Source organism: Ruminococcus sp. SR1/5, assembly GCF_000209835.1.
Classification (GTDB): domain Bacteria; phylum Bacillota; class Clostridia; order Lachnospirales; family Lachnospiraceae; genus Blautia_A; species Blautia_A fusiformis.
On record NC_021014.1, the window covers coordinates 2,481,521 to 2,504,229 of the forward strand.

17 protein-coding genes and 1 riboswitch are annotated in these 22,709 nt (G+C 45.1%); all 17 genes read left to right on the top strand.

Annotated elements, in window-relative coordinates:
• A partial coding sequence (locus CK1_RS12435) for a zinc ribbon domain-containing protein (protein WP_306288904.1) occupies positions 1 to 181 on the top strand: 181 nt, incomplete at its 5' end.
• A gap of 636 nt (positions 182 to 817) precedes the next feature.
• Entirely contained in the window at positions 818 to 1,513 is a 696-nt protein-coding gene (locus CK1_RS12440; RefSeq protein WP_015526567.1) for a hypothetical protein, read from the top strand.
• Entirely contained in the window at positions 1,459 to 1,812 is a 354-nt protein-coding gene (locus CK1_RS12445) for a helix-turn-helix domain-containing protein (protein ID WP_306288905.1), read from the top strand. Before CK1_RS12440 ends, CK1_RS12445 begins: the two co-directional genes overlap by 55 nt.
• A 363-nt stretch (positions 1,813 to 2,175) precedes the next feature.
• Entirely contained in the window at positions 2,176 to 7,962 is a 5,787-nt protein-coding gene (locus CK1_RS12450; RefSeq protein ID WP_015526568.1) for a SpaA isopeptide-forming pilin-related protein, read from the top strand.
• A 41-nt stretch (positions 7,963 to 8,003) separates the two neighbouring features.
• The gene (locus CK1_RS12455; protein WP_306288906.1) at positions 8,004 to 9,476 is read left to right on the top strand and encodes a SpaH/EbpB family LPXTG-anchored major pilin; all 1,473 of its coding nucleotides are present in this window, start codon (positions 8,004 to 8,006) and stop codon (positions 9,474 to 9,476) included.
• 141 nt (positions 9,477 to 9,617) lie between these two features.
• Positions 9,618 to 10,478 (top strand): class C sortase, encoded by an 861-nt coding sequence (locus CK1_RS12460; protein WP_227589123.1) that lies wholly within the window; start codon positions 9,618 to 9,620, stop codon positions 10,476 to 10,478.
• Positions 10,479 to 10,481: 3 nt separating this feature from the next.
• Positions 10,482 to 11,396, top strand: a complete 915-nt coding sequence (locus CK1_RS12465; protein ID WP_015526571.1) for a class C sortase — start codon at positions 10,482 to 10,484, stop codon at positions 11,394 to 11,396.
• On the top strand, positions 11,386 to 12,969 hold the full coding sequence (locus CK1_RS12470) for a pilin N-terminal domain-containing protein (RefSeq protein ID WP_015526572.1): 1,584 nt from the start codon (positions 11,386 to 11,388) through the stop codon (positions 12,967 to 12,969). The genes CK1_RS12465 and CK1_RS12470 overlap by 11 nt, the downstream gene beginning before the upstream one ends.
• A gap of 184 nt (positions 12,970 to 13,153) precedes the next feature.
• Positions 13,154 to 13,255, top strand: a riboswitch (SAM riboswitch).
• A gap of 86 nt (positions 13,256 to 13,341) precedes the next feature.
• The gene (gene metK, locus CK1_RS12475) at positions 13,342 to 14,529 is read left to right on the top strand and encodes a methionine adenosyltransferase (RefSeq protein WP_015526574.1); all 1,188 of its coding nucleotides are present in this window, start codon (positions 13,342 to 13,344) and stop codon (positions 14,527 to 14,529) included.
• Positions 14,530 to 15,107: 578 nt separating this feature from the next.
• Entirely contained in the window at positions 15,108 to 16,157 is a 1,050-nt protein-coding gene (locus CK1_RS12480; RefSeq protein WP_353611169.1) for a sensor histidine kinase, read from the top strand.
• Positions 16,150 to 16,839 (top strand): response regulator transcription factor, encoded by a 690-nt coding sequence (locus tag CK1_RS12485; RefSeq protein ID WP_015526575.1) that lies wholly within the window; start codon positions 16,150 to 16,152, stop codon positions 16,837 to 16,839. The genes CK1_RS12480 and CK1_RS12485 overlap by 8 nt, the downstream gene beginning before the upstream one ends.
• 43 nt (positions 16,840 to 16,882) lie before the next feature.
• Complete coding sequence (locus CK1_RS12490; RefSeq protein WP_330389467.1) at positions 16,883 to 17,476, top strand: Uma2 family endonuclease; 594 nt, start codon at positions 16,883 to 16,885, stop codon at positions 17,474 to 17,476.
• A gap of 66 nt (positions 17,477 to 17,542) precedes the next feature.
• Positions 17,543 to 18,982 carry an aminotransferase class I/II-fold pyridoxal phosphate-dependent enzyme gene (locus tag CK1_RS12495; protein WP_015526576.1) on the top strand — a complete coding sequence of 480 codons (1,440 nt, stop codon included), beginning with the start codon at positions 17,543 to 17,545 and terminating at the stop codon, positions 18,980 to 18,982.
• A gap of 76 nt (positions 18,983 to 19,058) precedes the next feature.
• Positions 19,059 to 19,646 (top strand): nucleoside/nucleotide kinase family protein, encoded by a 588-nt coding sequence (locus CK1_RS12500; protein WP_015526577.1) that lies wholly within the window; start codon positions 19,059 to 19,061, stop codon positions 19,644 to 19,646.
• A 100-nt stretch (positions 19,647 to 19,746) separates the two neighbouring features.
• Positions 19,747 to 20,736, top strand: coding sequence for a DNA polymerase III subunit delta' (gene holB / locus CK1_RS12505; RefSeq protein ID WP_015526578.1), 990 nt, complete (start codon positions 19,747 to 19,749; stop codon positions 20,734 to 20,736).
• Between the two features lies 1 nt (position 20,737).
• Positions 20,738 to 21,631: a PSP1 domain-containing protein gene (locus CK1_RS12510; RefSeq protein WP_015526579.1), complete on the top strand. Its 894-nt coding sequence runs from the start codon at positions 20,738 to 20,740 to the stop codon at positions 21,629 to 21,631.
• Positions 21,621 to 22,361, top strand: coding sequence for a tRNA1(Val) (adenine(37)-N6)-methyltransferase (locus CK1_RS12515; RefSeq protein ID WP_015526580.1), 741 nt, complete (start codon positions 21,621 to 21,623; stop codon positions 22,359 to 22,361). Before CK1_RS12510 ends, CK1_RS12515 begins: the two co-directional genes overlap by 11 nt.
• Positions 22,362 to 22,709 lie beyond the last annotated feature (348 nt).

Here is a 22,709-nt window from a genome sequence, read left to right on the forward strand (position 1 = left end):
CCAGCTTATTGTGGCTGATCGGTTTTATCCATCATCAAAGCTTTGCAGTTGCTGTGGAAACATTAAAAAAGACTTGAAATTATCTGACAGGATTTATAAATGTGATTGTGGAAATGTCATTGATAGAGATTTTCAGGCATCTATAAATCTCAAGGCTTATGGAGAAAGAGTTGCAAGCTAACACTAAAACGTTAGTGCAAATATGTACGGGTACGTTAATCCGGAATTTACGCCTATGGAGAGTACAAGAACTTGTGAGTAGATAGATATTTATATCATCAAAAGCATACTCGTTGAAGTAGGAATGAAACATAGAAGTTTGTAACTTTTTATAAGTTTTCAGTAACGGCGCGTGCGGATCGGTTGGAGAGGGAGCTGAGGAAGTTGCGGAGGGGTAGATGATGTTGTTTGGTTTTGGGAGAGTTCCTGGGTGTTTGGGCCTGGGGCTCTTTTTTTGTGGGATGGCTGGCAGTCTGTCCGTTCTGTTTTTTGGGGGTGTGAGGGAGTGGTGGTTTGCCGGGAGGGGATTGGGGAATAGAGGCTGGTTTGGATATATTGTAGTGTTTTTGTGTAATATTTAAATTTATTTTTGGAGGATTTTGGATTATAATTATGGAAAAAGATGGTTGGCCTGATTGGTTGATTTATTTATTGATATCCGGAGTTCTGGTGACTTTTTTGTGTGACTTGAGAGAAGGATTTCGGCTGTGTGTTGATGTGTGGCTTGGGTGAAGGGCTTCGGAGGTTTGGGTTGGTCTGGTTTTGAGGGTGGTCTTTTTTGGGAGGGCTGCCTGGGTTTTGGAGGAGAGTGGGTTGTATGTGTGATTATGTGGTTTTGCCGCTTTTGAATTCGTCTTTTGAGCCTGGGAGGGCTCGGGAGGTTGTTGAGGGGTTTGTGGATGTGGATTTGAGGAATATTGCGCGGGCTGAGCTTTTTTATTTTACGGGGCAGGCGGAGGAGTGTTGTGAGATCACGAGGGGGTATCTGTCCAGCAGGGTTATTGAGCTGAAGCTTTCGGCGTGTATTTTGTATGGGTATTCTAATCTGACGCTGGGGAATGTGGCGGCGGCTAAGCGGGGGATGGAGGGAATCCAGTCCTGTGTGAAGATTGCTATGAAGAAGAAGGTTCCTAAGGATGTTTATGCGTCCTGTCTTCTGGCGGGGTATGTGGGGGCGGTTTTGCTTCATCTGCCTACGGATGGGATGCCTGCTTTTGGGGAGTACAGCAGGATGCTTCCTGAGGGGCTGAGGCTTTTTGCCACGTATGTGATGGCTCACCATACTTATCTTAACGGGGAGATATGGAGTGCTTATGGGATGGGTAAGGCTGCTTTGTTTATGGCGGATAGGTCGTATCCGATCAGTATGACGTATATCCACTGTATGATGGCGGTGTGTGCGATCAACCGAAAGCATAAGCAGGAGGCACTGGAGGACGGAGCTGGGAGCTGGCGAAGATGGATGGGTTTCTGGAGCCTTTTATTGAGCATCATGGGCTTTTGCGGGGGCTGATCGAGGCCTGTATCCGGAACCGGGATCCGGAAGCGTATCAGCGGATCACGGAGGGTGTGATTTCTTTCAGCAGGGGCTGGATGGCGCTTCATAATCCGGAAAATCGGAGAAAGGTTACGGGGGAGCTGTCGACGATGGAGTTTTCTATTGCCATGCTGGCAAGTGGGGGATGGACCAATAAGGAGATCGGAGAGCATCTGGGGATTTCCATTAATACTGTCAAGCATTACCTTACGGATATCTTTTGCAAGCTGAATGTCAAGAAGCGGGATGAGCTGAAGAAATTCATGTTAAAATAGTGACAGAGGCACTTTTTTTGAAAAAACGGGCCTTACAAAACAACTGGTAGTGTTGTATAATAAATATCACGAATAGTCAGATTTTATCGGAGAAATCAGACGAAAAGAACCAGTAAACGAGTAAGTTAAGAAGGAGGAGTTGAAGACTGATTTTCGATAGCATCTGATAATGTCAATATCCTTACCAAAAATGCCTGGTATATTGACACTACAATCACATAAGGGTAAAATATTGAAAAGGTGTAACCTGTTTACTCACCGGCTAAAAACATGAAGCTTTTTTAAGAGAAAGGAATATAAACAGAAGTAAAGTAATAAGAAATACAGTACACGTTAATGCACACATAGGAAAGCGGGAAAGGTATGAAAAAATTAAGGAATAATAAGATCAGAAAACTCCTGGCATTTATGGTGGCTTTGGCGTTGATGGTATCCTGTATGCCGAGTGCATATACGATCTCCGCGAGTGAGGCGTTCGGAGATGGAACGGAGGATATATTTACAGATGGCGAAATTACATCTGAACCAGCGGCCGAAGAATCGACACCGGATGTAAGCAGCGCTGACCAGGAGGAAACGGAACAGGCGCAGCAATCGACGCTTACATATGAAAATGATTCTGTTAAAGTAACAGCAGAGGCACTGGAGGACGGAGCTCTTCCGCAGAATACAGCATTGAAGGCTGACAGCGTAAACGAGAATTCATCCGTATCTTATGATACAGTTTCTCAGAAGCTTTCAGCAGCAGCTACAGACAAGGGCAGCAGCCTGAGAGGTTTTTTTGCGTATGATGTGTATTTTGCTGATGGCGACGGAAACAGAGTCGAGCCGAACGGCAGAGTCAGAGTAACTTTTGAGTACAAGACACCGGCAGCACCGGAGCTTACCGATGCAGCCAGCACGAGTGTAACCGTTGAGAAGCTTCATTATAACAGCAGTACCGGTGATACTGATGTTAACACCTTACAGGCCAACGAGGATCTGAAGGTTCTGAATGTCAACGAGGGCAAACAGATCCAGACACTTCAGGTTGAGACTGGCAACGCAGCTGTTTTTGCCGTTATGTGGGATTCTCCTGAGACAGCAGATGTCGAGGCGGAAGCTGTTTCCGGTAATGAGGACGAGGTGCCTATCGCATCAGAGGAGCTTACGGACGGAATGGATATTTCGGACGAGCCTGAGCAGGATGCAGCTGAGACACCGGCAGCAGAGAATCCGGAGGTAACTCCTGAGGCAGAGCCTTCTGAGGAGCCAGCGGAGAATCCGGATGCTGAACCTACCGAAGCGCCGGCAGAGGATCCGGATGTGGTGGAAGAACCGGCAGAGGATATTGCGAGCCCGGATGAGGTTACGGCAGCAGATGAGAATGGTGAGACAAGCCTGATCGAGGTTCTGGGAGACGATACGAATCTTCGTGTCAGCCCATCTATCGAGGCAGAGGTTCTGGCAACTGTAAACGCAGGAACACAGCTCACACTTCTGGATACCGTAACAGCAGAGGACGGAGCAACCTGGTACAAGGTTTCCTGGGAAGGAACCGAGGCTTACATAAGAAGTGATATGGCACAGGTTGTTGATAGCAGTGATGAGGCAGAAGAGCCTGAGGATGTGCAGGAAGAAGAAATTCAGCCTGAGATCACCAGATATGATTACAAGAGTGACGAGGTCAATGTCAAGGTTACTCTTACCGATCCGGCAGACCTTCCGGACAACGCAGAGCTTTCCGTAACACCGGTAGAGCTCAGCCAGGAAGCCGAAGACCAGATCACAGAAGAAGCGATCAAAGAAAAGAAAGCCATCGAGAAGATCCATTCCTACGATATCAAATTCCTGGTGGACGGCGAAGAAGTTCAGCCGGGTGCTACAGTGAAGGTATCTGTATCTCTGAATGATGAGAAGAAAATCAAGGATGCAGATGTATATCACGTAGACGAGAATGATAACGTTGAAAATATGGATGGCAGCGTTGCCAAGAATGGTGATGTTGAGTTCGAGACTACGCATTTTTCGACTTATGTAATCGTTGGTAATAAGCGTGACGATAAGATAAAAGTTACAATAGAGCATTATGACGCAACAACTGAAGAGAAGATTTATGCAGATGATGTTGATAAAGAACTTTCAGTTGGGCAGAAATTTGATTGTAAGAAGGCTACAAACTGGGATATCAAGGAAGTAAAAGTAGTTATAGATGGAAAAGAGAATACTGTAGCGGCAGGTGATATTGAATTAGCACAGGATGCTACGGTTAAAGTATATTATACTCCTACCACTGGAACATTCGCCGGTGCACCTACGTTTTATGATTATACGGTAAAGGCCGGAGAGAGTGGAAGTACTTATTATTCCATTAATCAGAAGAGTAATTATAGTGATCCAGACAGTAATCAGAAGTTAAGTATGGGTGAAACCCATAATGGAAAATTAGCAGATCAAAACTATACGCCATATCAATATACTTGGCAAAAGGGTAACAAAACGGTTAACTTATGGACTGGAGGCAAAGATGTTATTACTGATTTGTTGAAGGGACTAGATGAAAATGGCAATGTAGAATTTAATTATCCAGATCCAGGATTTTTTAATGAGACTGATTTACTGGCAGGAAATTCAAAAGACAATTACTTAAGAAAAGTATATAAAGATTATAATTTGAATTTTGAAAGAAGTGGTGACACATATACATTAACGGGTGTAACAGATGGAAGTGGCACTAACGTAACAACACAGTATAAGTTAAATAAAAAGGAAAATTCGGGAGAAGATTTCTTTCCATTAGATACTGTGGCTTCAAAGTATGAGAAAGGATATACTAGAAAAACGCAAAGTGCACTTGGGAATGATGGTAAAGAACATAATTATTATTTTGGAATGCGTTATGACATGGAGTTCAACATTGGTGATTATGTAGGTCCATTAAATTATTCTTTTACCGGTGATGACGATATGTGGGTTGTCATGGATGGAGGAAAAGAAAATCAGCAGATTATCATTGATTTAGGTGGAATTCATAATGCGGCAACTAAAACTGTGAACTTGAGGGATTATTTGGATGAAGGAGATAAATCTACACATACATTAACGGTTCTTTATATGGAACGAGGAGCAGGTGCTTCTAACTGTTACATGAATTTTACCCTTCCAAACGTAACAATTTCACAGGTAACAACGGATGCGCTTGGAACTCTGAATTTCCAAAAAGTTAATAAAAAAGGTGCTGGACTTAGCGATGCAAGATTTACTCTTTATAATGACGAAGAGTGCACAACACAGATTGCAACAGCTACATCTGATGATAGCGGAAATGTTACATTTGATAAGCTGAGAGCAGGAACATATTATCTGAAAGAGATTCAGGCGCCAGTGGGATATGTTGCTTCCAATGAAAAATGGACGGTAACGGTAACAAAAGAAAATAATAATGTTACAACCACATTAAAAAACAGTTCAGGAACAGCAGTTAAAGACAATAAAATTCTGAATGAGACTCCGGAAGAAATTATCAACTCCAGTATGGTGACTAGCAAAACGGCTAAAGTGAAAGACTGGGATCAGAGAACCTACGACATTACCATTAACGCAACATCCACAAGTACAAGTTCCATAATTGAAACGAAAACGTCTGTGGCAGATATCATGTTGGTATTGGATGTGTCCGGATCGATGGGAGAGGATATTACTTCTTATTCATACACATTTGTTGCTAATAATACTTCTGAAGCAAGAGATGACAAGAAGCTTCTAAATCGTAATGTAACGTATTATATTGAGGTGGATGGTTCTTATAAGGAGATGTGGTATTATTCTTCTTATAACAAAGGATGGCGTGTGGGTCCGAGGGGTTCATCAGATGATGCAGCGAAAGACAAATATAATAATTGTAAAATATATACAAGAACTAGCACAACAGAAACCCGGCTTGATGCACTTAAGAATGCTGTAAATCAGTTTATAGATGATACAGCGAAGAAATCTCCGAATAGTAAAATAGGTATTACTGTATTTAGCAGTACTGACGACTACAATAGACCATATGGTAATCATGGAACATCTGTAAGTCTGGGAGAAGTAGGTACTGCAGATAGTGCAAAGGTAACGGAACTTAAGAATTTCGTTAAAGATTTGAAGGCGAATGGAGGTACGGATCCTGCGGTAGGACTTGAGGATGCAAAGAACAAGTTGGATGCTATGGTTGATACAAATCCTAAGTATGTGGTTCTGTTCACCGATGGTAAGCCGACTGGCGGAGGTAATAAGTGGAATAGTAATGCACAAAAAAATGCTGAAACTCAGGCAGGCGAATTAAAAACAGGCCTAAGAAATAATGTGGATAATGCAAAAAATCCATATACAGTATACACCATAGGCTTTGCACTTAATGATGAAGGAGATCGCGCGAAGACGTTCTTGTCTGGTGGTACGTATGATGGTAAAAAGGATCCAGGAATTGCTTCATCATCAGATTGCGCAAAAACAGCAGATGATGCAGCATCGCTTACACAAATTTTCCAGAGTATCAGTAGTACAATTAATAAGAACGTTGACATTACCGGTGCAACAATTACTGATGTGATCGACAGTAGATTTGAAATTGTAGATAGAGGTAATGTTATCACCGAAACCAATTTCGAAGGTGGGAAATATACATTAGAGAATGGTGGGATTGTAACAAAGCGTAATGACGGTACTTATCAGGTACAGTGGACTGATCAGACCATTAAACACACGACAGATGGTACAAATGGCTGGAGTAGAACCATTACTGTAAAAGCAAAAGATAGTTTCATCGGTGGTAACAATATTCCTACCAACGTCTCCCCTGATTCTAAGATTAGCGTAGGAGATTTGAAGAAAGTATTGGATCAGCCTACGGTTAATGTCAAAGTTAATCTGGTAGTTAAGGATAAAGAGATTACTATCTACAAAGGTGATTCCGTACCAATGGATGAGCAAATTCGGAATGAGTTGTTTGCCACTAGTAAACCAACATCTTACAAAGATGGTACAGTAAACGAAACAGATTCTAAAAAAGAGGATGGTACATCATTAATTAAATTACAGTGGTTTAAAAAAGACAACGGTGTTAGAACAAACATCGATGAGTCTGAAATAAAAACTGCACTTAATGATGGAACTGAGTATTATCTGGAAGTAACTTATACTGCTCCAACAGAATCAACGGATACGAGTAAAACTAATACAGACGGACATTTCGTGGGAACTGAGACAGCGAAAAATCCTGGTAATAACAATCTATATGGTATTTATAAAATCAATGTTATCAGCGGTCAGATTCAGATTATAAAGAATGTGACAGAAGCGTCTACAGAAGCCAGAACGTTTAAATTTAATGTAGAGGATTCAGATGGAAATGCTGTTTCTGGTAGTCCGCTGAAGGTGATAGTTGAAGCTGATCAGACTAGTGGAGTTGCAAAATTAGAGAATCTTCCAAGAGGATATTACACTGTAACGGAAGTAGAAGCAGATGGATATACAATTCAAGCATTTGAGGTTGACGGGCAGACAGATTGCGAAAACTCTAAATCAGATACATCCAAATCATTGACTTTCAGACTTGGTTATGACACGGATAAAAATAATGTCATTAAGAATTATACGTATAAACAAACTGATGGTGGTGTGAAGGGTGTTGCTTCCTACACAAACGAAGCAGTAACAAAACTGGATCTGAAGAAGACAGATACAGAAAATCATCTATTAACAGGTTCTGAATTTAATTTGGAAATAAAAAATGGTGATAATTGGAAAACTATTCAGAATGGTATAAAAGTAATCAATGGGGATTCAGATATTGAACTGACCAAATTGAAATCGGGTATTTATAGGCTGACAGAGATTATCGCTCCGAAGGGATATTCAATACTGGGTAGCAGTATTTGTTTCAAAATCTCATTAGGAAAAGTAGAACTTGTTAATGAAAATGGTGAGGCAGCAAATAGTAGTGAGATGTGGACTTTGGATGAAACGAATAAAGTTTTAACAATCAAAAATGCTAAACTTTATTCCTTACCAGAATCCGGTGGTCCGGGAACCTATGGATTTACAATCAGTGGTGTAGCGATTCTTGCAACTGCACTCCTGTTGTTTATAAAGAATAAACGAAGGGAGGAAGAAGCAAAGAGATCGTAACACATTAATTGTAAATGGCCGATGAAGGGCGAAAAAGAAAAATGCAGAGAAAGAAAGGAGCAAACCTTATAAAAAATTTATTAAAAAAGATTGGTGCATTATTAGTGGCAGCGGTTATGGTACTGTCTATGTGCACAGCGGTATTTGCAGATGGAAATGCTACAATTAAACTTACAGGTTTTAATACGGCAGACAGTGTTGAGTGTATGCAGATCATTCAAAAGGATGAGAGCACAACTTCTGGTTGGGCATTTGTGAATGGAGCAGGAGCATGCTTCACAGAAGCATTAGGAATGACCAATTCCGCTGATGCACAGCAGAAAGTTATCTGGGGATTAATTAAGTTTAAAGATACTAATGTTGCTTTACCAACTGGCGTAACAGCAGCAAATGTAACAGCAGCAAATATTGACTTAGCATTAAGTAAAGTTGCAGCACTTACTGGATTTACAACATTAACAGATAAGACAAAAATTGAAGTAAGTGAAGCTGGTATTTATGCAATTAAAGCAGAAGAGGAAGGCTATACTTATAAAACAGCAACTGCTTATGTAGGATTTGGCGAGCCATATCCAGCGTTATCAGGTACAGAAGTAATTGCTAAAAAATCTTCAACATCTGTAGATAAAACAACAGAAGATGCCGATCATGTAGTAGCAATTGGAGATATTGTAACTTATACAATCGACGCATACGTACCTTTTATTGATGCAGCAAATACAGAGAACAGAACATTTACAATCACTGATAAAATTACTGGTGCTGATTACTATTTAACAGGACCAAATGCTGTTAATAGTGTAACAATGGAAGGCAAAAATGGCCAGGTTGGTGAAATCGTAGTAAATGATAAAGGCAATGGATTTACTGTTGATTTAGGTAAATTAGTTGCAGATACAGCTAATCCGAATGCTGGAAAGAAAATTACAGTTACTTATACAGCAAAAGTAAATGAAACAACAGTAGAAAATAAAGCAGGTAGCCATGCAGCAGGTGTAGATTACGGCGGAAATAATGTTCCAGTTAAGTTATTTACTGGAGAATTAGTTCTGATGAAATATGGCGATGGTGATATAAATAAAGCATTGGAAGGTGCTGAGTTTGTATTGTATAAAGATGGAGAAGAAGTACCGTTAACATTCGTAAAGGAAGAAAAAACTGGAAAATATAAATATGCTCCAGATACAAAAGATGCTGATTCAAAACTTGTGACAGATGCAAATGGTTATATTGACGTAGAAGGTTTAGATGTTGGTTCTTATCACTTTGAAGAAACAAAAGCACCAAAAGGATATTCTATTAATACAGATGGTAAGACACTTACACTTACTGTAGACGGAGAAGTTGCTACAGCTAAATTGTATAATGAAGGTGGCTTAAATGATACAAAACTCAACTCCCTTCCATCCACAGGTGGCATGGGAACATACCTCTTCACTATCATCGGTGTTGTAGTTATGGCTGGCGCTGCTGGTGCTTTCTTCATCAGCCGCAGAAAAGGATCTGAGGAGTAATCGTTTGATTGCCGGATCGATTCAATTCAAAAATTATTTATAAGCAACGACAAAGCAAGTATTAAAACAAAGTAGTAAATCTTTTACCGCCCGGCCCTTTCGGGGGCCGGGAGAGGTAAATACAACAGTATGGAGAAACCTATGAGAAAGAATAAGAAGAAAAATTATATTGGACTTGGTTTGCTGTTTCTGATAGGGTTGTCCATACTGCTGTATCCAATGGTCAGTGATGCCTGGAACCGGTACAGGGACAGCCTGCTGATCAGTAATTATAGCAGCAGTGTTTCTTCGGATGATAATTCGGAGAAGATTGACAGTATGTGGAAGGCAGCACAGGAGTATAATGAACAGATCAAGCAGGAAAGTGTGCCGGATGCCTTTTCCGTGAGGGATGGACAGACGGACAGTACATATGAGTCTCTTCTGAACCTGAATGGTGATGGAATGATGGGGTATGTGGAGATTCCTGTGATCGATGTGAGCATTCCAATCTATCATTACACGACAGATGAGACTCTGGAGAAGGGTGCAGGTCATTTGTTCGGCAGCAGTCTTCCGGTTGGCGGCAAGAGTACCCATTGTATTTTGTCGGCACACAGAGGACTTCCAAGTGCGAAACTTTTTACAGATCTGAATCTTGTGGAAGAGGGAGATGTTTTTTACCTGCATGTGCTGGGTAAGAAGCTTGCCTACGAGGTGGATCAGATTCTTACCGTTCTTCCGGAGCAGACAGAGTCTCTGGGTATCACGGATGGGGATGATTATGTAACGCTGGTTACGTGTACGCCTTATGCGGTGAATACGCACAGACTTCTGGTGAGGGGACACAGAGTTCCGATGAAGGCTGCGAAGGCGGTTCAGAAAACAGAGAAGAAGGTTACCGGAATCACCAATCCGACGCTTCCGATGCTTGCTCTCTGTGTTGTGATCGGAATTGTGATCGCGGTGATCCTGGTTGCCGGTATCAATTCTGCTCAGAACAAAAAACGACGCAGGAAATAGTTTATGGCTAAAAAGAAAAAAGAAAAGAGTAATGTTGTCCTGAACATCATTATTGTCCTGGTGTTTCTGGCGGGGGCGGGTGTGTTCCTTTATCCCACGATCAGTGATATGTGGAACCAGTATCGAAATGCCCAGCTGGTCAGTAAGTACGAGGAAGCGGTAACGGAGCTTTCAGACAACGACTATGACAGGCTGTGGAAAGAGGCGAAGGAGTATAATGCCGAGCATCCGGTGAATGCCATTGTAGATGCTTTTGAGGAAGAGGATACTTATGAGCTGAGTCATCCTTATGACAGGGTTCTGGATCCGAACGGTGATGGTCTGATGGGGAGTATCGAGATCCCGAAGATCAAAGCCAGACTGGCGATCTATCACGGACTGAGCAAAACGGTCCTGGAAAAGGGTGTCGGTCATGTGGAGGGTACCAGCCTTCCCATCGGAGGCAGGAGCACCCATGCGGTTCTGGCGGCGCATCGAGGTCTTCCTAACGCAAAGCTTTTTACAGATCTGGATCAGATGGAAAAGGGAGATATTTTTATCCTGCACATTCTTGGCAAGCATCTGGCCTATAAGGTGGATCAGATCAAGACGGTGCTTCCGGATGAGACCAGTGACCTGGATATTATTGAGGGTGAAGATCATGTGACTCTGATCACGTGTACCCCTTATGGAGTTAACACCCACAGGCTTCTTGTCCGGGGAGTGCGGACGAAATATGTGGTGGAAGATACAAAGAATGACGAAACGATACCGCAGAAGCTTGCTGTTGTGGATCCGAAGAGGGTTCTGGCCGGCGGCGCTGCAGTGCTTGTTGTTCTGATCCTGCTGATTTATCTGATCGTCCGTCATAGGGACAAAAAACGGAAAAAGAAGCAGCTTTCAGAAAGGAAAGAGGAGGCAGAGAGCGATGAAAAATAGAAGAAAGCAAGGGAAAATATTCCGGAGCCTTCTGGCTGTTCTGATGCTGACGGCTATGCTGGTCACGAGTGTTTTGCAGCCGGTTTTCGCCGGGGATTATGTAGCTGGAACAAAGGGTAATCTGACGTTGACGGTTCAGCAGGCGGATGAGGAAGGAAATCAGACTCCGCTGCCGGGTGTAGGGCTGACGATCTACAGGGTTGGCAGTGTGAATTTTGATGGTAATGTGCATTTCGTGCTGGATGAGGCACTGGCTGCCGCAGCAATCGATTTTGGTTCCATCACGACGGCTGACGGCTGGTATGAAGCAGCAGGGCAGCTGGCAGATATGATCAGCAGCGGAAGCGTGGATGTGTGGGGGCTGTCCAGAACCTCTGATGCAGAGGGTAATATTACTGTTACCGATCTGGCTGAGGGCATGTATCTGGTGGTGCAGACAGATGCGAACAGCAGTGTTGCGGTTTCACCGATGCTGATCTCCGTTCCTTTTGCAGATCAGGAGCAGGGCTGGATGTATGATGTACAGGCATATCCGAAGACTTCAACGAAACAGCATACACAGATCCAGGTTACGAAGAGAATCTATAATGTTGATGAGAACGACAATGTGATTCCTCTGGAAACGAAAGAGGATGTAACTTATAAGGTTGGCGTTTTTTCGGATCAGGAAGGTACGATCCCGTTCCGTGATGATTATTTAAAGGATATCCATATCCAGAATGCTTCCAGTGGTACAGCTACATGGACGGATGTTCCGGATGGCACCTATTATGTATTTGAGCTGGATGAGGATGGAAATCTTCTTCAGCAGAATACGAAGATCGAGGTGGATGAGGAGAATCTTTACTACTACAATGTAACGAAGCTGAATGGCGAGAGTGAAGAGAAGTCCAATCAGGTTGTGATCGGTGGAGATAGTGGTGCTACTGAGGCAGCGGCTTATGTAAATAACTATTATACAAAGATTTCCGATATATTCAGCCGTAACGGATATATCAACATTAAGAAGAATGTGATGATCGATGGTGTTGCTTCTACTGTGGATGATACGTTCTATGCAGGTTTGTTCTCCACTGAAAGTAACGGTGAGCTGACGCTTGAGAAGGTAGTGACTCTGAAACAGAATGATAGTGTTCAGGTAATGGTGGATCTTCCAACAGATCAGGAGATCAACAGTGTTACTTATACTGTTCTGGAGACGGATAAGGATGGAAATCCGGTTGATGATGATACCTTTAAGTATACAGTTACCGGTCAGGGTGAGGTTACACTGAATAATGATAACCGATATACTGTAACAAAGGAGATCACTAACAGTCTTTCTTCCGAGCCGACACCGATTCCGACTGCTACACCTGGAGCAAATCATGGTGGAAATGATCGGATCACTCCGATCCCGAATAATGGTACAGCGGGCGGAACTGCTCCGAACGATACCAGCGGTACAGCAAGACGTTCTGTAAAGACCGGCGATGATACACCGATTGGCGTATGGGTTGGAATCCTTGCAGCAGCGATCATTGTTGGCGGTGGTGCAGCTTATGGAGTTAAGAGAAAGAAGAAAAATAAATAACGGATCGTTCTGAAGGATGATCAATGGAAGAACCGGGCGATGTGGATGCCCGGTTCTTTTTTTGGAATATTTACGTATTGGGGATGAAAAAGCAGCGGGTGATATTTTTTATCGAAAATTGCTCTTGACATTTTGGTATGATAAGTATATTGTATGTGTTGCAGTAAATTTCATAAAAGATAGCCTTTTATTCAGAGTGGTGGAGATACAAAGGATCTGTGAAGCCACGGCAACCCCGGAGAATCCAGGAAGGTGCCAACCTGAGCGAGCAATCGAACAATAAGAGGATTGTTTACAGAATTTAAACAGTCCGGATTGTACGGGCTGTTTTTTATGTATATAACCGTTGTTTTATTACAAAAGGAGAAGATCATGGAGAAAATTTTATTTACATCTGAATCTGTAACTGAGGGTCATCCTGACAAGGTCTGCGACTCTATTTCCGATGCGATCCTTGATGCTATGATGGCACAGGATCCGATGAGCCGTGTTGCATGTGAGACTGCTACTACAACAGGTCTTGTACTTGTTATGGGCGAGATCACAACCAAGGCTAATGTTGATATCCAGAAGATCGTTCGCGATACTATCCGTGAGATCGGATATGACAATGCGGATTATGGCTTTGACGCAGATACCTGTGCGGTTATCACATCACTTGATAAGCAGTCCACAGATATCGCTATGGGGGTTGACAAGGCTCTTGAGCAGAAAGAGGACGATATGAATGAGGACGAGCTGGATTCCATCGGTGCCGGTGACCAGGGTCTTCAGTTTGGTTATGCTTCCAATGAGACTGAGGAGTATATGCCATATGCCATCAACATGGCTCACAAGCTTGCTCAGCAGCTGACAAAGGTTCGTAAGGATGGCACTCTGAAATATTTAAGACCAGATGGAAAGACTCAGGTTACTGTTGAGTATGATGAGGCCGGCAAGCCGAAGAGAATCGATGCTGTTGTATGCTCTACACAGCATGATCCGGATGTTACTCAGGAGCAGATCCATGAGGATATTAAGAAGTATGTTTTTGATGCGATCATTCCGGCTGATATGGTTGATGCGGATACGAAGTATTTCATCAATCCGACAGGTCGTTTTGTTATCGGTGGACCTCACGGTGACAGTGGTCTGACAGGTCGTAAGATCATCGTTGATACCTACGGCGGAACAGGACGTCACGGCGGCGGTGCTTTTTCCGGTAAGGATTGCACAAAGGTTGACCGTTCTGCTGCTTATGCTGCACGTTATGTTGCAAAGAACATTGTTGCAGCCGGTCTTGCTGACAAGTGTGAGATCCAGCTTTCCTATGCGATCGGTGTTGCGCATCCGACTTCTGTCAGTGTGAATACCTTCGGAACAGGTAAGCTTTCTGAGACTAAGCTTGTTGAGATCGTTCGTGAGAATTTTGATCTTCGTCCGGCTGGTATCATCAAGATGCTTGACCTTCGCCGTCCGATCTACAAGCAGACTGCTGCTTATGGTCATTTCGGCCGTACAGATGTTGATCTTCCATGGGAGCATCTGGACAAGGTTGAGACTCTGAAGAAGTATCTGTAAGAGAGTCAAAAAAATATTTATATATCCTTTTGGCAGGAATATTGATTTTAAGAAATGCATATGATATAATGCCATTAGGCAAAAGAGATAGTAATAGTTCCAAAAGAACAAAGAGTGAAGCCCCCGGTAGTGCCAATACCGGGGGCTTCTTCTAATTTTTTATAGTGGACAAGAAACCACTAGGTTAGCGTTGTCCTACTTGTTGCCGTCTAGCCATTTGCAAACGTAATAGGCAGTTATGTTTGCCATGCAGGAAACAAGAAAAGAGATAATAATTTCCAAAAGAACTCACCTCCTCCCGTTGCCGGGTATCGGGTGGACAACAAAAATATGATAGCATAGTTTAGAACAAAATGGAATAATACTGATGCTGGAAGATGGGGTTTTTATAGAAAATTTAGAGATAGGGAATATAGTTTATGTTATAATACGTGTATGTGAATGTGTGAATTTATAAAGGACGGAGATACAGATGAAGTTAAAACACGTATTATTGTGGGCTTCGTTGCGATCATCCTGCTGCCGCTGCTTCTTTTTCCGCAAGTCTGTACGGGTTCAGCCAGACGCAGGCGAAGCATGTGCAGGAGAGCAGCAGCCAGGCTTCGGATTCCAGCCAGATGGTCTATGATATTTCGCTGCCGCAGTCTTCCAGCAGCCAGGTGAAGCTGATGGCTAAGGATATGATCCTGACCGCAACGATCATCCTTGTTTTTACCGCATTGTCCGTAGGGCTGTGGATCTATCGGAGCATTGCGGTTCCGCTGGTGAAGCTTAAGAAGGCTACCAAGAACATCAAGGAGGGGAATCTGGATTTTGTGCTGGAGGTTGAGGGGAATGATGAATTTTCCCAGCTTTGCCAGGATTTTGAGGAGATGCGTAAGCGTCTGAAGGAGTCCACGGAAGAGAAGATCCTGATGGATAAGGAGAATAAGGAGCTGATCAGCAATATTTCCCATGATCTGAAGACGCCGATCACTGCGGTGAAGGGTTATGTGGAGGGAATCATGGATGGTGTGGCGGATACGCCGGAGAAGATGGACCGGTATGTGCGTACCATTTATAATAAGACCAATGAGATGGATCATCTGATCAATGAGCTGACCTTTTATTCCAAGATCGATACCAACCGTATTCCGTATACGTTCAGCAAGCTGAATGTGGAGGATTATTTTTCGGATTGTGCGGAGGAGCTTGGGCTTGAGATGGAGACCAGGGGGATCGAGCTTGTGTATGCCAATTATGTGGAGAAGGGTGTGCAGGTTATTGCGGATGGTGAGCAGATCCGCCGTGTGATCCATAATATCGTGAGTAATGCCATTAAGTATATGGAGAAGCCAAGGGGGATCATCCAGCTTCGGGTGAAGGATGTGGGTGATTTTATCCAGGTGGAGATCGAGGATAACGGCAAGGGTATTGCCGCCAAGGATCTGCCGTATATTTTTGACCGTTTTTACCGTACCGATGTTTCCAGAAATTCTTCCAAGGGAGGAAGCGGTATCGGACTTTCCATCGTAAAGAAGATCATGGAGGATCATGGTGGAAAGGTCTGGGCCACAAGCCGGCTGGGAATCGGAACGATCATGTATTTTGTTCTCAGAAAATATCAGGAGGTACCGCTGAATGAGTAGGATTTTAATTATAGAGGATGAGGAAGCGATCGCGGATCTGGAGAAGGATTATCTGGAGCTTTCGGGTTTTGAGGTGGAGATCGAGAACCGTGGTGATACGGGGCTTGTACGTGCCATGAAGGAGGAGTTTGATCTGATCATCCTGGATCTGATGCTTCCGGAGGTGGATGGCTTTGATATCTGCCGGCAGGTCCGTGAGGAGAAGAATACGCCGATCATTATGGTTTCGGCCAAGAAGGATGATATCGATAAGATCCGCGGACTGGGTCTTGGCGCGGATGATTATATGACCAAGCCGTTCAGCCCAAGTGAGCTGGTTGCGCGTGTGAAGGCGCATATGGAGCGTTATAACCGGCTGGTTGGTTCCAATGTGCATAAGAATGATGTGATCGAGATCCGTGGTATTAAGATCGATAAGACGGCCAGGCGTGTGTGGGTCAATGGTGAGGAGACGACGTTTACTACCAAGGAGTTTGATCTTTTGACCTTTCTGGCTGAGAATCCGAACAGGGTTTTTACAAAGGAGGAGCTTTTCCGGGAGATCTGGGATATGGAGTCTGTGGGTGATATCGCTACGGTTACGGTGCATATCAAGAAGATCCGTGAAAAGATCGAGTTTAATACGGCCAAGCCTCAGTATATTGAGACGATCTGGGGTGTGGGGTACCGGTTTAAGGTGTGAGTCTGTGGGGAAGGCTTCGGATGGAGCTGCTGCAGGTGTATGAGTGCAGATCGGAATGATGGTGTATGATCTGCCGGGTGCTTTTGAGAGGAGTGGAGATATGCCGCTGTTGAGGGAAAGAATTTATACGATAGAGGATATTTATGCTTTGCCGGAGGGTGAAAGAGCGGAACTGATCGATGGACATATTTATTATATGGCGCCGCCGAATACGATGCATCAGAGGATTTCAAGTATTTTGTCCAGAAAGATAGGTAACTATATAGATTCTAACAAGGGCAAATGTGAGGTGTTTGCCGCACCGTTTGCGGTGTATCTGGATGAGAAGACGAATACTTATGTGGAACCGGATGTTTCTGTTATCTGTGATCCGGATAAGCTGGATGACAGGGGATGTAAGGGGGCTCCGGACTGGATCATCGAGATCGTTTCTCCGGCGAGCAGGCGTATGGATTATTATACCAAGCTGTTTAAATACAGGACTGCCGGTGTGAGAGAGTACTGGATCGTGGATCCTGTGAAGAAGCTGGTAATGGTGTATGATTTTGAAAATGAGGATACGGAGCAGTATACATTTCAGGATTCGATCAAGGTGGGAATCTATGAGGAGCTGAGGATCGATTTTGCTGAGATGTGATAAAAATGGAGGGGAATATCGTCTGGTGATAGCCCCTCCTTGTTTTTAGGATGAAAAGGACGAACTATGGAAGACAGATTATACAAGAAACTGGAAGCGTACGGTAAGAGTGATTTTTATCCGTTTCATATGCCGGGGCATAAGAGGAATCCGCTGGCTGTGGAGGGGGATTTTCCGGTGGAGAGTGATATTACGGAGATTGACGGGTTTGATAACCTGCATCATGCTGAGGATATTTTGAAAAGGGCGCAGGAGGATGTTGCACGGCTTTATGGTGTGCCGGAGAGTTTTTACAGTATTAATGGAAGCTCCGGGGCGATCCTGGCGGCGGTGTCTGCGGCTGTGGATAAGGGGGGACAGATCCTGGTGGCAAGGAACTGCCATAAGGCGGTTTACCATGCGATTTATCTGCGGGAGCTGAGTGTCACGTATATTTATCCACATGAGGATCCGAAATTGGGGATAAACGGAGGGATTTCACCTGGCCGTGTGGAAATGTATCTGGCGGAAAATCCGGAGATCCAGGCGGTGCTGATCACTTCGCCGACTTATGACGGGATCGTGTCGGATGTGGCGAGGATCGCGGAGATCGCGCATCACTATGGTGTGCCGCTGATCGTGGATGAGGCTCACGGGGCGCATTTTCGGTTTTCGGATTATTTTCCGGTGTCTGCGGCGCAGCTTGGTGCGGATGTGGTGATCAACAGTGTGCATAAGACGCTGCCCTGTCTGACCCAGACGGGGGTGATCCACCTGTGCAGTGATCGTGTGAGTCGGGAAAAACTGAAGCGTTTTCTGGGAATCTATCAGAGCAGCAGTCCTTCTTATATTCTTATGAGCAGCATTGATGCGTGCATGGATAAGCTGGAGCGTGAGGGGGATGAGATGTTCCGTGTGTTTACGGAGAATCTGGAAAAAGCACGCAGGCGTCTTTCCGAGTGTAAGTATATCCGGCTGGTGACGCCGCAGGCCTGTGAGTGCCAGAGAGTTTTTGATTTTGACAGATCCAAGATACTGCTTTCTACTGTGAACAGTTCGCTGAACGGCCGGGAGCTGCACCAGATCCTCCGGAGGGAGTTTCATCTGGAAATGGAGATGGAGGCGGAGAATTATGTGCTGGCGCTGGCGGCTGTGGGTGATACGGCGGAGGGCTTTGAGCGGCTTTGTGATGCTATTGAAGAGATCGACCGTCGTGAATCGTTAAAATACAGAGAAGAGGCTGTGGAGAAGGAGCCCTTGAAAAACGGAAAAATGAAGCAGATCATGCGGATCTCCCAGGCTATGGATGCGGAGAGTGAGCGGTGTCCGCTGGATGAGTGTATCGGACGGACGTCCGGGGAGTTTGCGTATCTTTATCCGCCGGGGATCCCGCTGATCGTTCCGGGGGAACAGATTTCTGGACATTTCGTAAAAAATGTGAGAAGATACCTGGAACAGGGCTTTGAGGTCCAAGGCCTGAGCGACCAGACCAGTGAGACGGTGTGTGTTGTGAGAAATGAGATGTGAGGTGCGTGGCAGCAGACGGCTCTGTGTATTACGGATCAGAGCGTGTATAGTAACGCATATGCAGCAGAGGAGACATATGGGAAAGATTTTTTACATTATGGGAAAAAGCTCTTCCGGTAAGGACAGTATTTACAGACAGCTGGAGGGGAATCAGGAGCTGGGGCTTAAGCGGCTTGTGATCTATACCACCCGTCCGATCCGAGATGGAGAGGTGAACGGAAGAGAATATTTTTTTGCAGATGAGAATAAACTGAAGGAGTTCCGAAGAAACGGGAAGCTGATCGAGGCGCGTACTTATCAGACGGTTTACGGGCCGTGGACATATTTTACTGCGGATGACGGGCAGGTGTCTGTGGGTAATGACAGCTATCTGGGGATCGGTACACTGGAGTCTTTTGTGAGGCTCCGGGAGTATTACGGCAATGAAGTGATGTGGCCTATTTATATAGAGGTGGAAGACGGAGAGCGTCTGGAGCGTGCGCTTGCCAGGGAGAAGACCCAGGAGGTGCCGAAGTACGAGGAGATGTGCAGGCGTTTTCTTGCAGACCAGAATGATTTTTCCGAGGAAAATATTCTTAAAGCAGGTATATGGAAGCGTTTTGAGAATCATAATCTGGATGAATGTGTGAAGGAGATCGTAAATTATATAAAATCTGTACAATAAGGAAAAATAGTTTTTTTATACAGAAGATTATGTTATAATTAGTTGAAAGATGTCCGCCGGGTATAACGGAGGGCACAAAAGGCAGAAAGAGGTGATTCTTATGGCAGGATTTCATGACATCATCGGCCATGACGATATAATCAGGCATTTGAAGAATGCGATAGAGACAGGGAAGGTATCCCACTCTTATATTTTTACAGGGGAACCGGGATCCGGCAAGAAGCTTCTTGCGGGGACTTTTGCGGCAGCGCTGCAGTGTGAATCGGGAGAGTCTGAACCGTGTATGACTTGTGATTCCTGTAAGAAGGTGATCGGCAAGAATCATCCGGATATCATTACAGTAACTCATGAGAAGCCTGGAAGCATCAGCATTGACGAGGTGCGTGACCAGGTTGTGCGTGATGTGGATATCAAGCCGTACTGCAGTCCGTATAAGATCTATATCATTCCGGATGCGGAGATGATGACGGTGCAGGCGCAGAATGCCATTTTGAAAACTATCGAGGAACCGCCGGAATATGCGGTGATCATGCTGCTGACAAGCAATATCGACAGTCTTCTTCCTACGATCCGTTCCAGATGTGTGCGTCTGGATCTGAAGGTGGTGGATGACAGTCTTGTGAAGGAATATCTGATGGAGCATCTTCAGGTGCCGGATTATCAGGCTGAGATCGATGCGTCTTATGCGCAGGGCAGTATCGGCAAGGCGAAGGAGGCTGCGACTTCTCAGGAGTTTGCGGATATGACTGCCAATGCCCTGAAGATTTTGAAATATGCCAATTCCATGGAGGTTTATGAGCTGACAGAGGCGATCAAGACTTTGACTGCTGATAAGAATAATATCAATGATTATCTGGATATTTTCCAGTTCTGGTTCCGCGATGTTCTGATGTTTAAGGCAACAAGGGAAATTGACAACCTGGTTTTTAAACAGGAGATTAATTTTATCAGAGAGCAGGCCAGCGAGCGTTCTTATGAGAATATCGAAAAAATCCTTGAGGCATTGGAGAAGACGAAGGTGCGTCTCCGTGCCAATGTTAATCTCGAACTTGCCCTGGAGCTCCTGTTCCTGACAATTAGGGAGAAATAGAATGGAAAAGGTAGTTGGAGTCAGATTTCGTAACGTTGGTAAGATTTATTATTTTAATCCTAAGAATTATAAGGTGAAGGTCGGCGATCATGTGATCGTGGAGACTGCCCGTGGTGTGGAGTATGGCCGTGTTGTCCTGGAGCCGCGCAGCGTGAAGGAGGACGAGGTGGTCCATCCGCTGAAGGAGGTTCTCCGTGTTGCAACGAAGGAGGACGAGGATCATGAGGCTGAGAACCGCCAGAAGGAGAAAGAGGCTTTTAAGATCTGTAAGAAGAAGATCCGTGAGCATGAGCTTGATATGAAGCTGATCGATGCGGAGTATACCTTTGATAATAACAAGGTGCTGTTTTATTTTACAGCGGATGGCCGTATTGATTTCCGGCAGCTGGTTAAGGATCTGGCGTCTGTGTTTAAGACCAGGATTGAGCTTCGTCAGATCGGTGTCCGTGATGAGACGAAGATCCTTGGCGGTATTGGTATCTGTGGAAGGACGCTTTGCTGTCATACGTATCTTTCGGAGTTTGCGCCGGTTTCCATCAAGATGGCGAAGGAGCAGAATCTTTCTCTGAACCAGACGAAGATTTCTGGTGTCTGTGGTCGTCTGATGTGCTGTCTGAAGAATGAGCAGGAGACTTATGAGGAGCTGAACCGGAATCTTCCGGGTATCGGTGATATGGTAACGACGCCGCAGGGTGTTTCGGGTACGGTCCAGAGTGTGAATGTTCTCAGGCAGATGGTTAAGATCGTGGTTGAGGTGAATGACGAGAAGGAGATCCAGGAGTTTCCGGTCCGTGATCTGAGGTTCCGTCCTAAGAGAAAAAAGGGTAAGGGTGGTTCTGCTGACCACGAGGAGAAAGAGGTTAAAAAGGGAGATTCGAAGCCGAATGAGAAGTGATCTGGTTTATTGCGGTGAGCGTGTGGATGATCTTCAGAATGGGTTGTTTGTGATCCAGGATCCGAAGAAGTTTTGCTTTGGGATGGATGCGGTTCTGTTGTCTGGTTTTGCCCGGGTGAAGAGGGGTGAGGTTGCGCTGGATATGGGGACCGGTACGGGGATCATTCCGATCTTGCTTTCTGATCGTACGGATGGGGAGCATTTCACGGGGCTGGAGATCCAGCATGAGTGTGCGGAGATGGCTGACCGTAGTGTGAGGTATAATGGTCTTGAGGACAGGGTTCGGATCGTTGAGGGTGATATCAGGGAGGCTGCCGGGATTTTTGGGGCGGCTTCTTTTGATGTGGTGACGTGTAATCCGCCGTATATGATCGGGCAGCATGGGTTGACGAATCCGCATCTTCCGAAGGCGATCGCGAGGCATGAGATTTTGTGTTCGTTTGATGATGTTGCTTGTCAGGCTGCCCGGGTCCTGAAGGACCGGGGGCGGTTTTTTCTGGTGCACAGGCCGTTTCGGCTTGTGGAGCTGATGGCGACTTTGACGAAGTATAAGCTGGAGCCTAAGAGGATGCAGCTGGTGTATCCTTTTATTGATAAGGAGCCGAATATGGTGTTGATCGAGGCTTGTAAGGGCGGGAATTCCAGGATCCGGGTTGAGCGGCCGCTGGTGGTTTATGAGCGGCCTGGGGTTTATACGGAGGATGTTTTGAAGTTGTATCGGATGGTGTGAATGTTGTGATGTTGTGGCTTAGGGTGGCTGCCCCGGTTGTGAGAGATTGGGGTGGCTGCTCGGGAGGTTTTGGGCCATCGGCGCTGCGCTGGATGGCTGGGAGGTAGTGGTGGCTGTGGTACTTCGGTTGGTGAAGGGACGGCGAGGGGAGGCAGGCTGCTGGTGGTGACACGCTGCGCCCCCTGCTCGGCTGCGGCGCCGGTTTGCTGCCATTCGCGCAAACTCGCTTCGCTCAAACAGTGCGCTCGGTGGCAGCAGCTATCCTCACCTCGCTGACGGGGGCTCCGCTAACGTCACCACCAGCAGCCTGCCTCCCCTCGCCTGAGATTCAAAGAGAGAGATCGCAAC

Bases quoted from the DNA above. Each gene is read 5' to 3' on its own strand.
- CK1_RS12455 (WP_306288906.1), top strand. From the start codon at position 8,004: ATGCAGAGAAAGAAAGGAGCAAACCTTATAAAAAATTTATTAAAAAAG.
- CK1_RS12495 (WP_015526576.1), top strand. From the start codon at position 17,543: ATGGAAGACAGATTATACAAGAAACTGGAAGCGTACGGTAAGAGTGAT.
- CK1_RS12500 (WP_015526577.1), top strand. From the start codon at position 19,059: ATGGGAAAGATTTTTTACATTATGGGAAAAAGCTCTTCCGGTAAGGAC.
- CK1_RS12440 (WP_015526567.1), top strand. From the start codon at position 818: ATGTGTGATTATGTGGTTTTGCCGCTTTTGAATTCGTCTTTTGAGCCT.
- CK1_RS12445 (WP_306288905.1), top strand. From the start codon at position 1,459: ATGGATGGGTTTCTGGAGCCTTTTATTGAGCATCATGGGCTTTTGCGG.
- CK1_RS12485 (WP_015526575.1), top strand. From the start codon at position 16,150: ATGAGTAGGATTTTAATTATAGAGGATGAGGAAGCGATCGCGGATCTG.
- CK1_RS12515 (WP_015526580.1), top strand. From the start codon at position 21,621: ATGAGAAGTGATCTGGTTTATTGCGGTGAGCGTGTGGATGATCTTCAG.
- CK1_RS12460 (WP_227589123.1), top strand. From the start codon at position 9,618: ATGAGAAAGAATAAGAAGAAAAATTATATTGGACTTGGTTTGCTGTTT.
- holB (WP_015526578.1), top strand. From the start codon at position 19,747: ATGGCAGGATTTCATGACATCATCGGCCATGACGATATAATCAGGCAT.
- metK (WP_015526574.1), top strand. From the start codon at position 13,342: ATGGAGAAAATTTTATTTACATCTGAATCTGTAACTGAGGGTCATCCT.
- CK1_RS12465 (WP_015526571.1), top strand. From the start codon at position 10,482: ATGGCTAAAAAGAAAAAAGAAAAGAGTAATGTTGTCCTGAACATCATT.
- CK1_RS12510 (WP_015526579.1), top strand. From the start codon at position 20,738: ATGGAAAAGGTAGTTGGAGTCAGATTTCGTAACGTTGGTAAGATTTAT.
- CK1_RS12470 (WP_015526572.1), top strand. From the start codon at position 11,386: ATGAAAAATAGAAGAAAGCAAGGGAAAATATTCCGGAGCCTTCTGGCT.
- CK1_RS12450 (WP_015526568.1), top strand. From the start codon at position 2,176: ATGAAAAAATTAAGGAATAATAAGATCAGAAAACTCCTGGCATTTATG.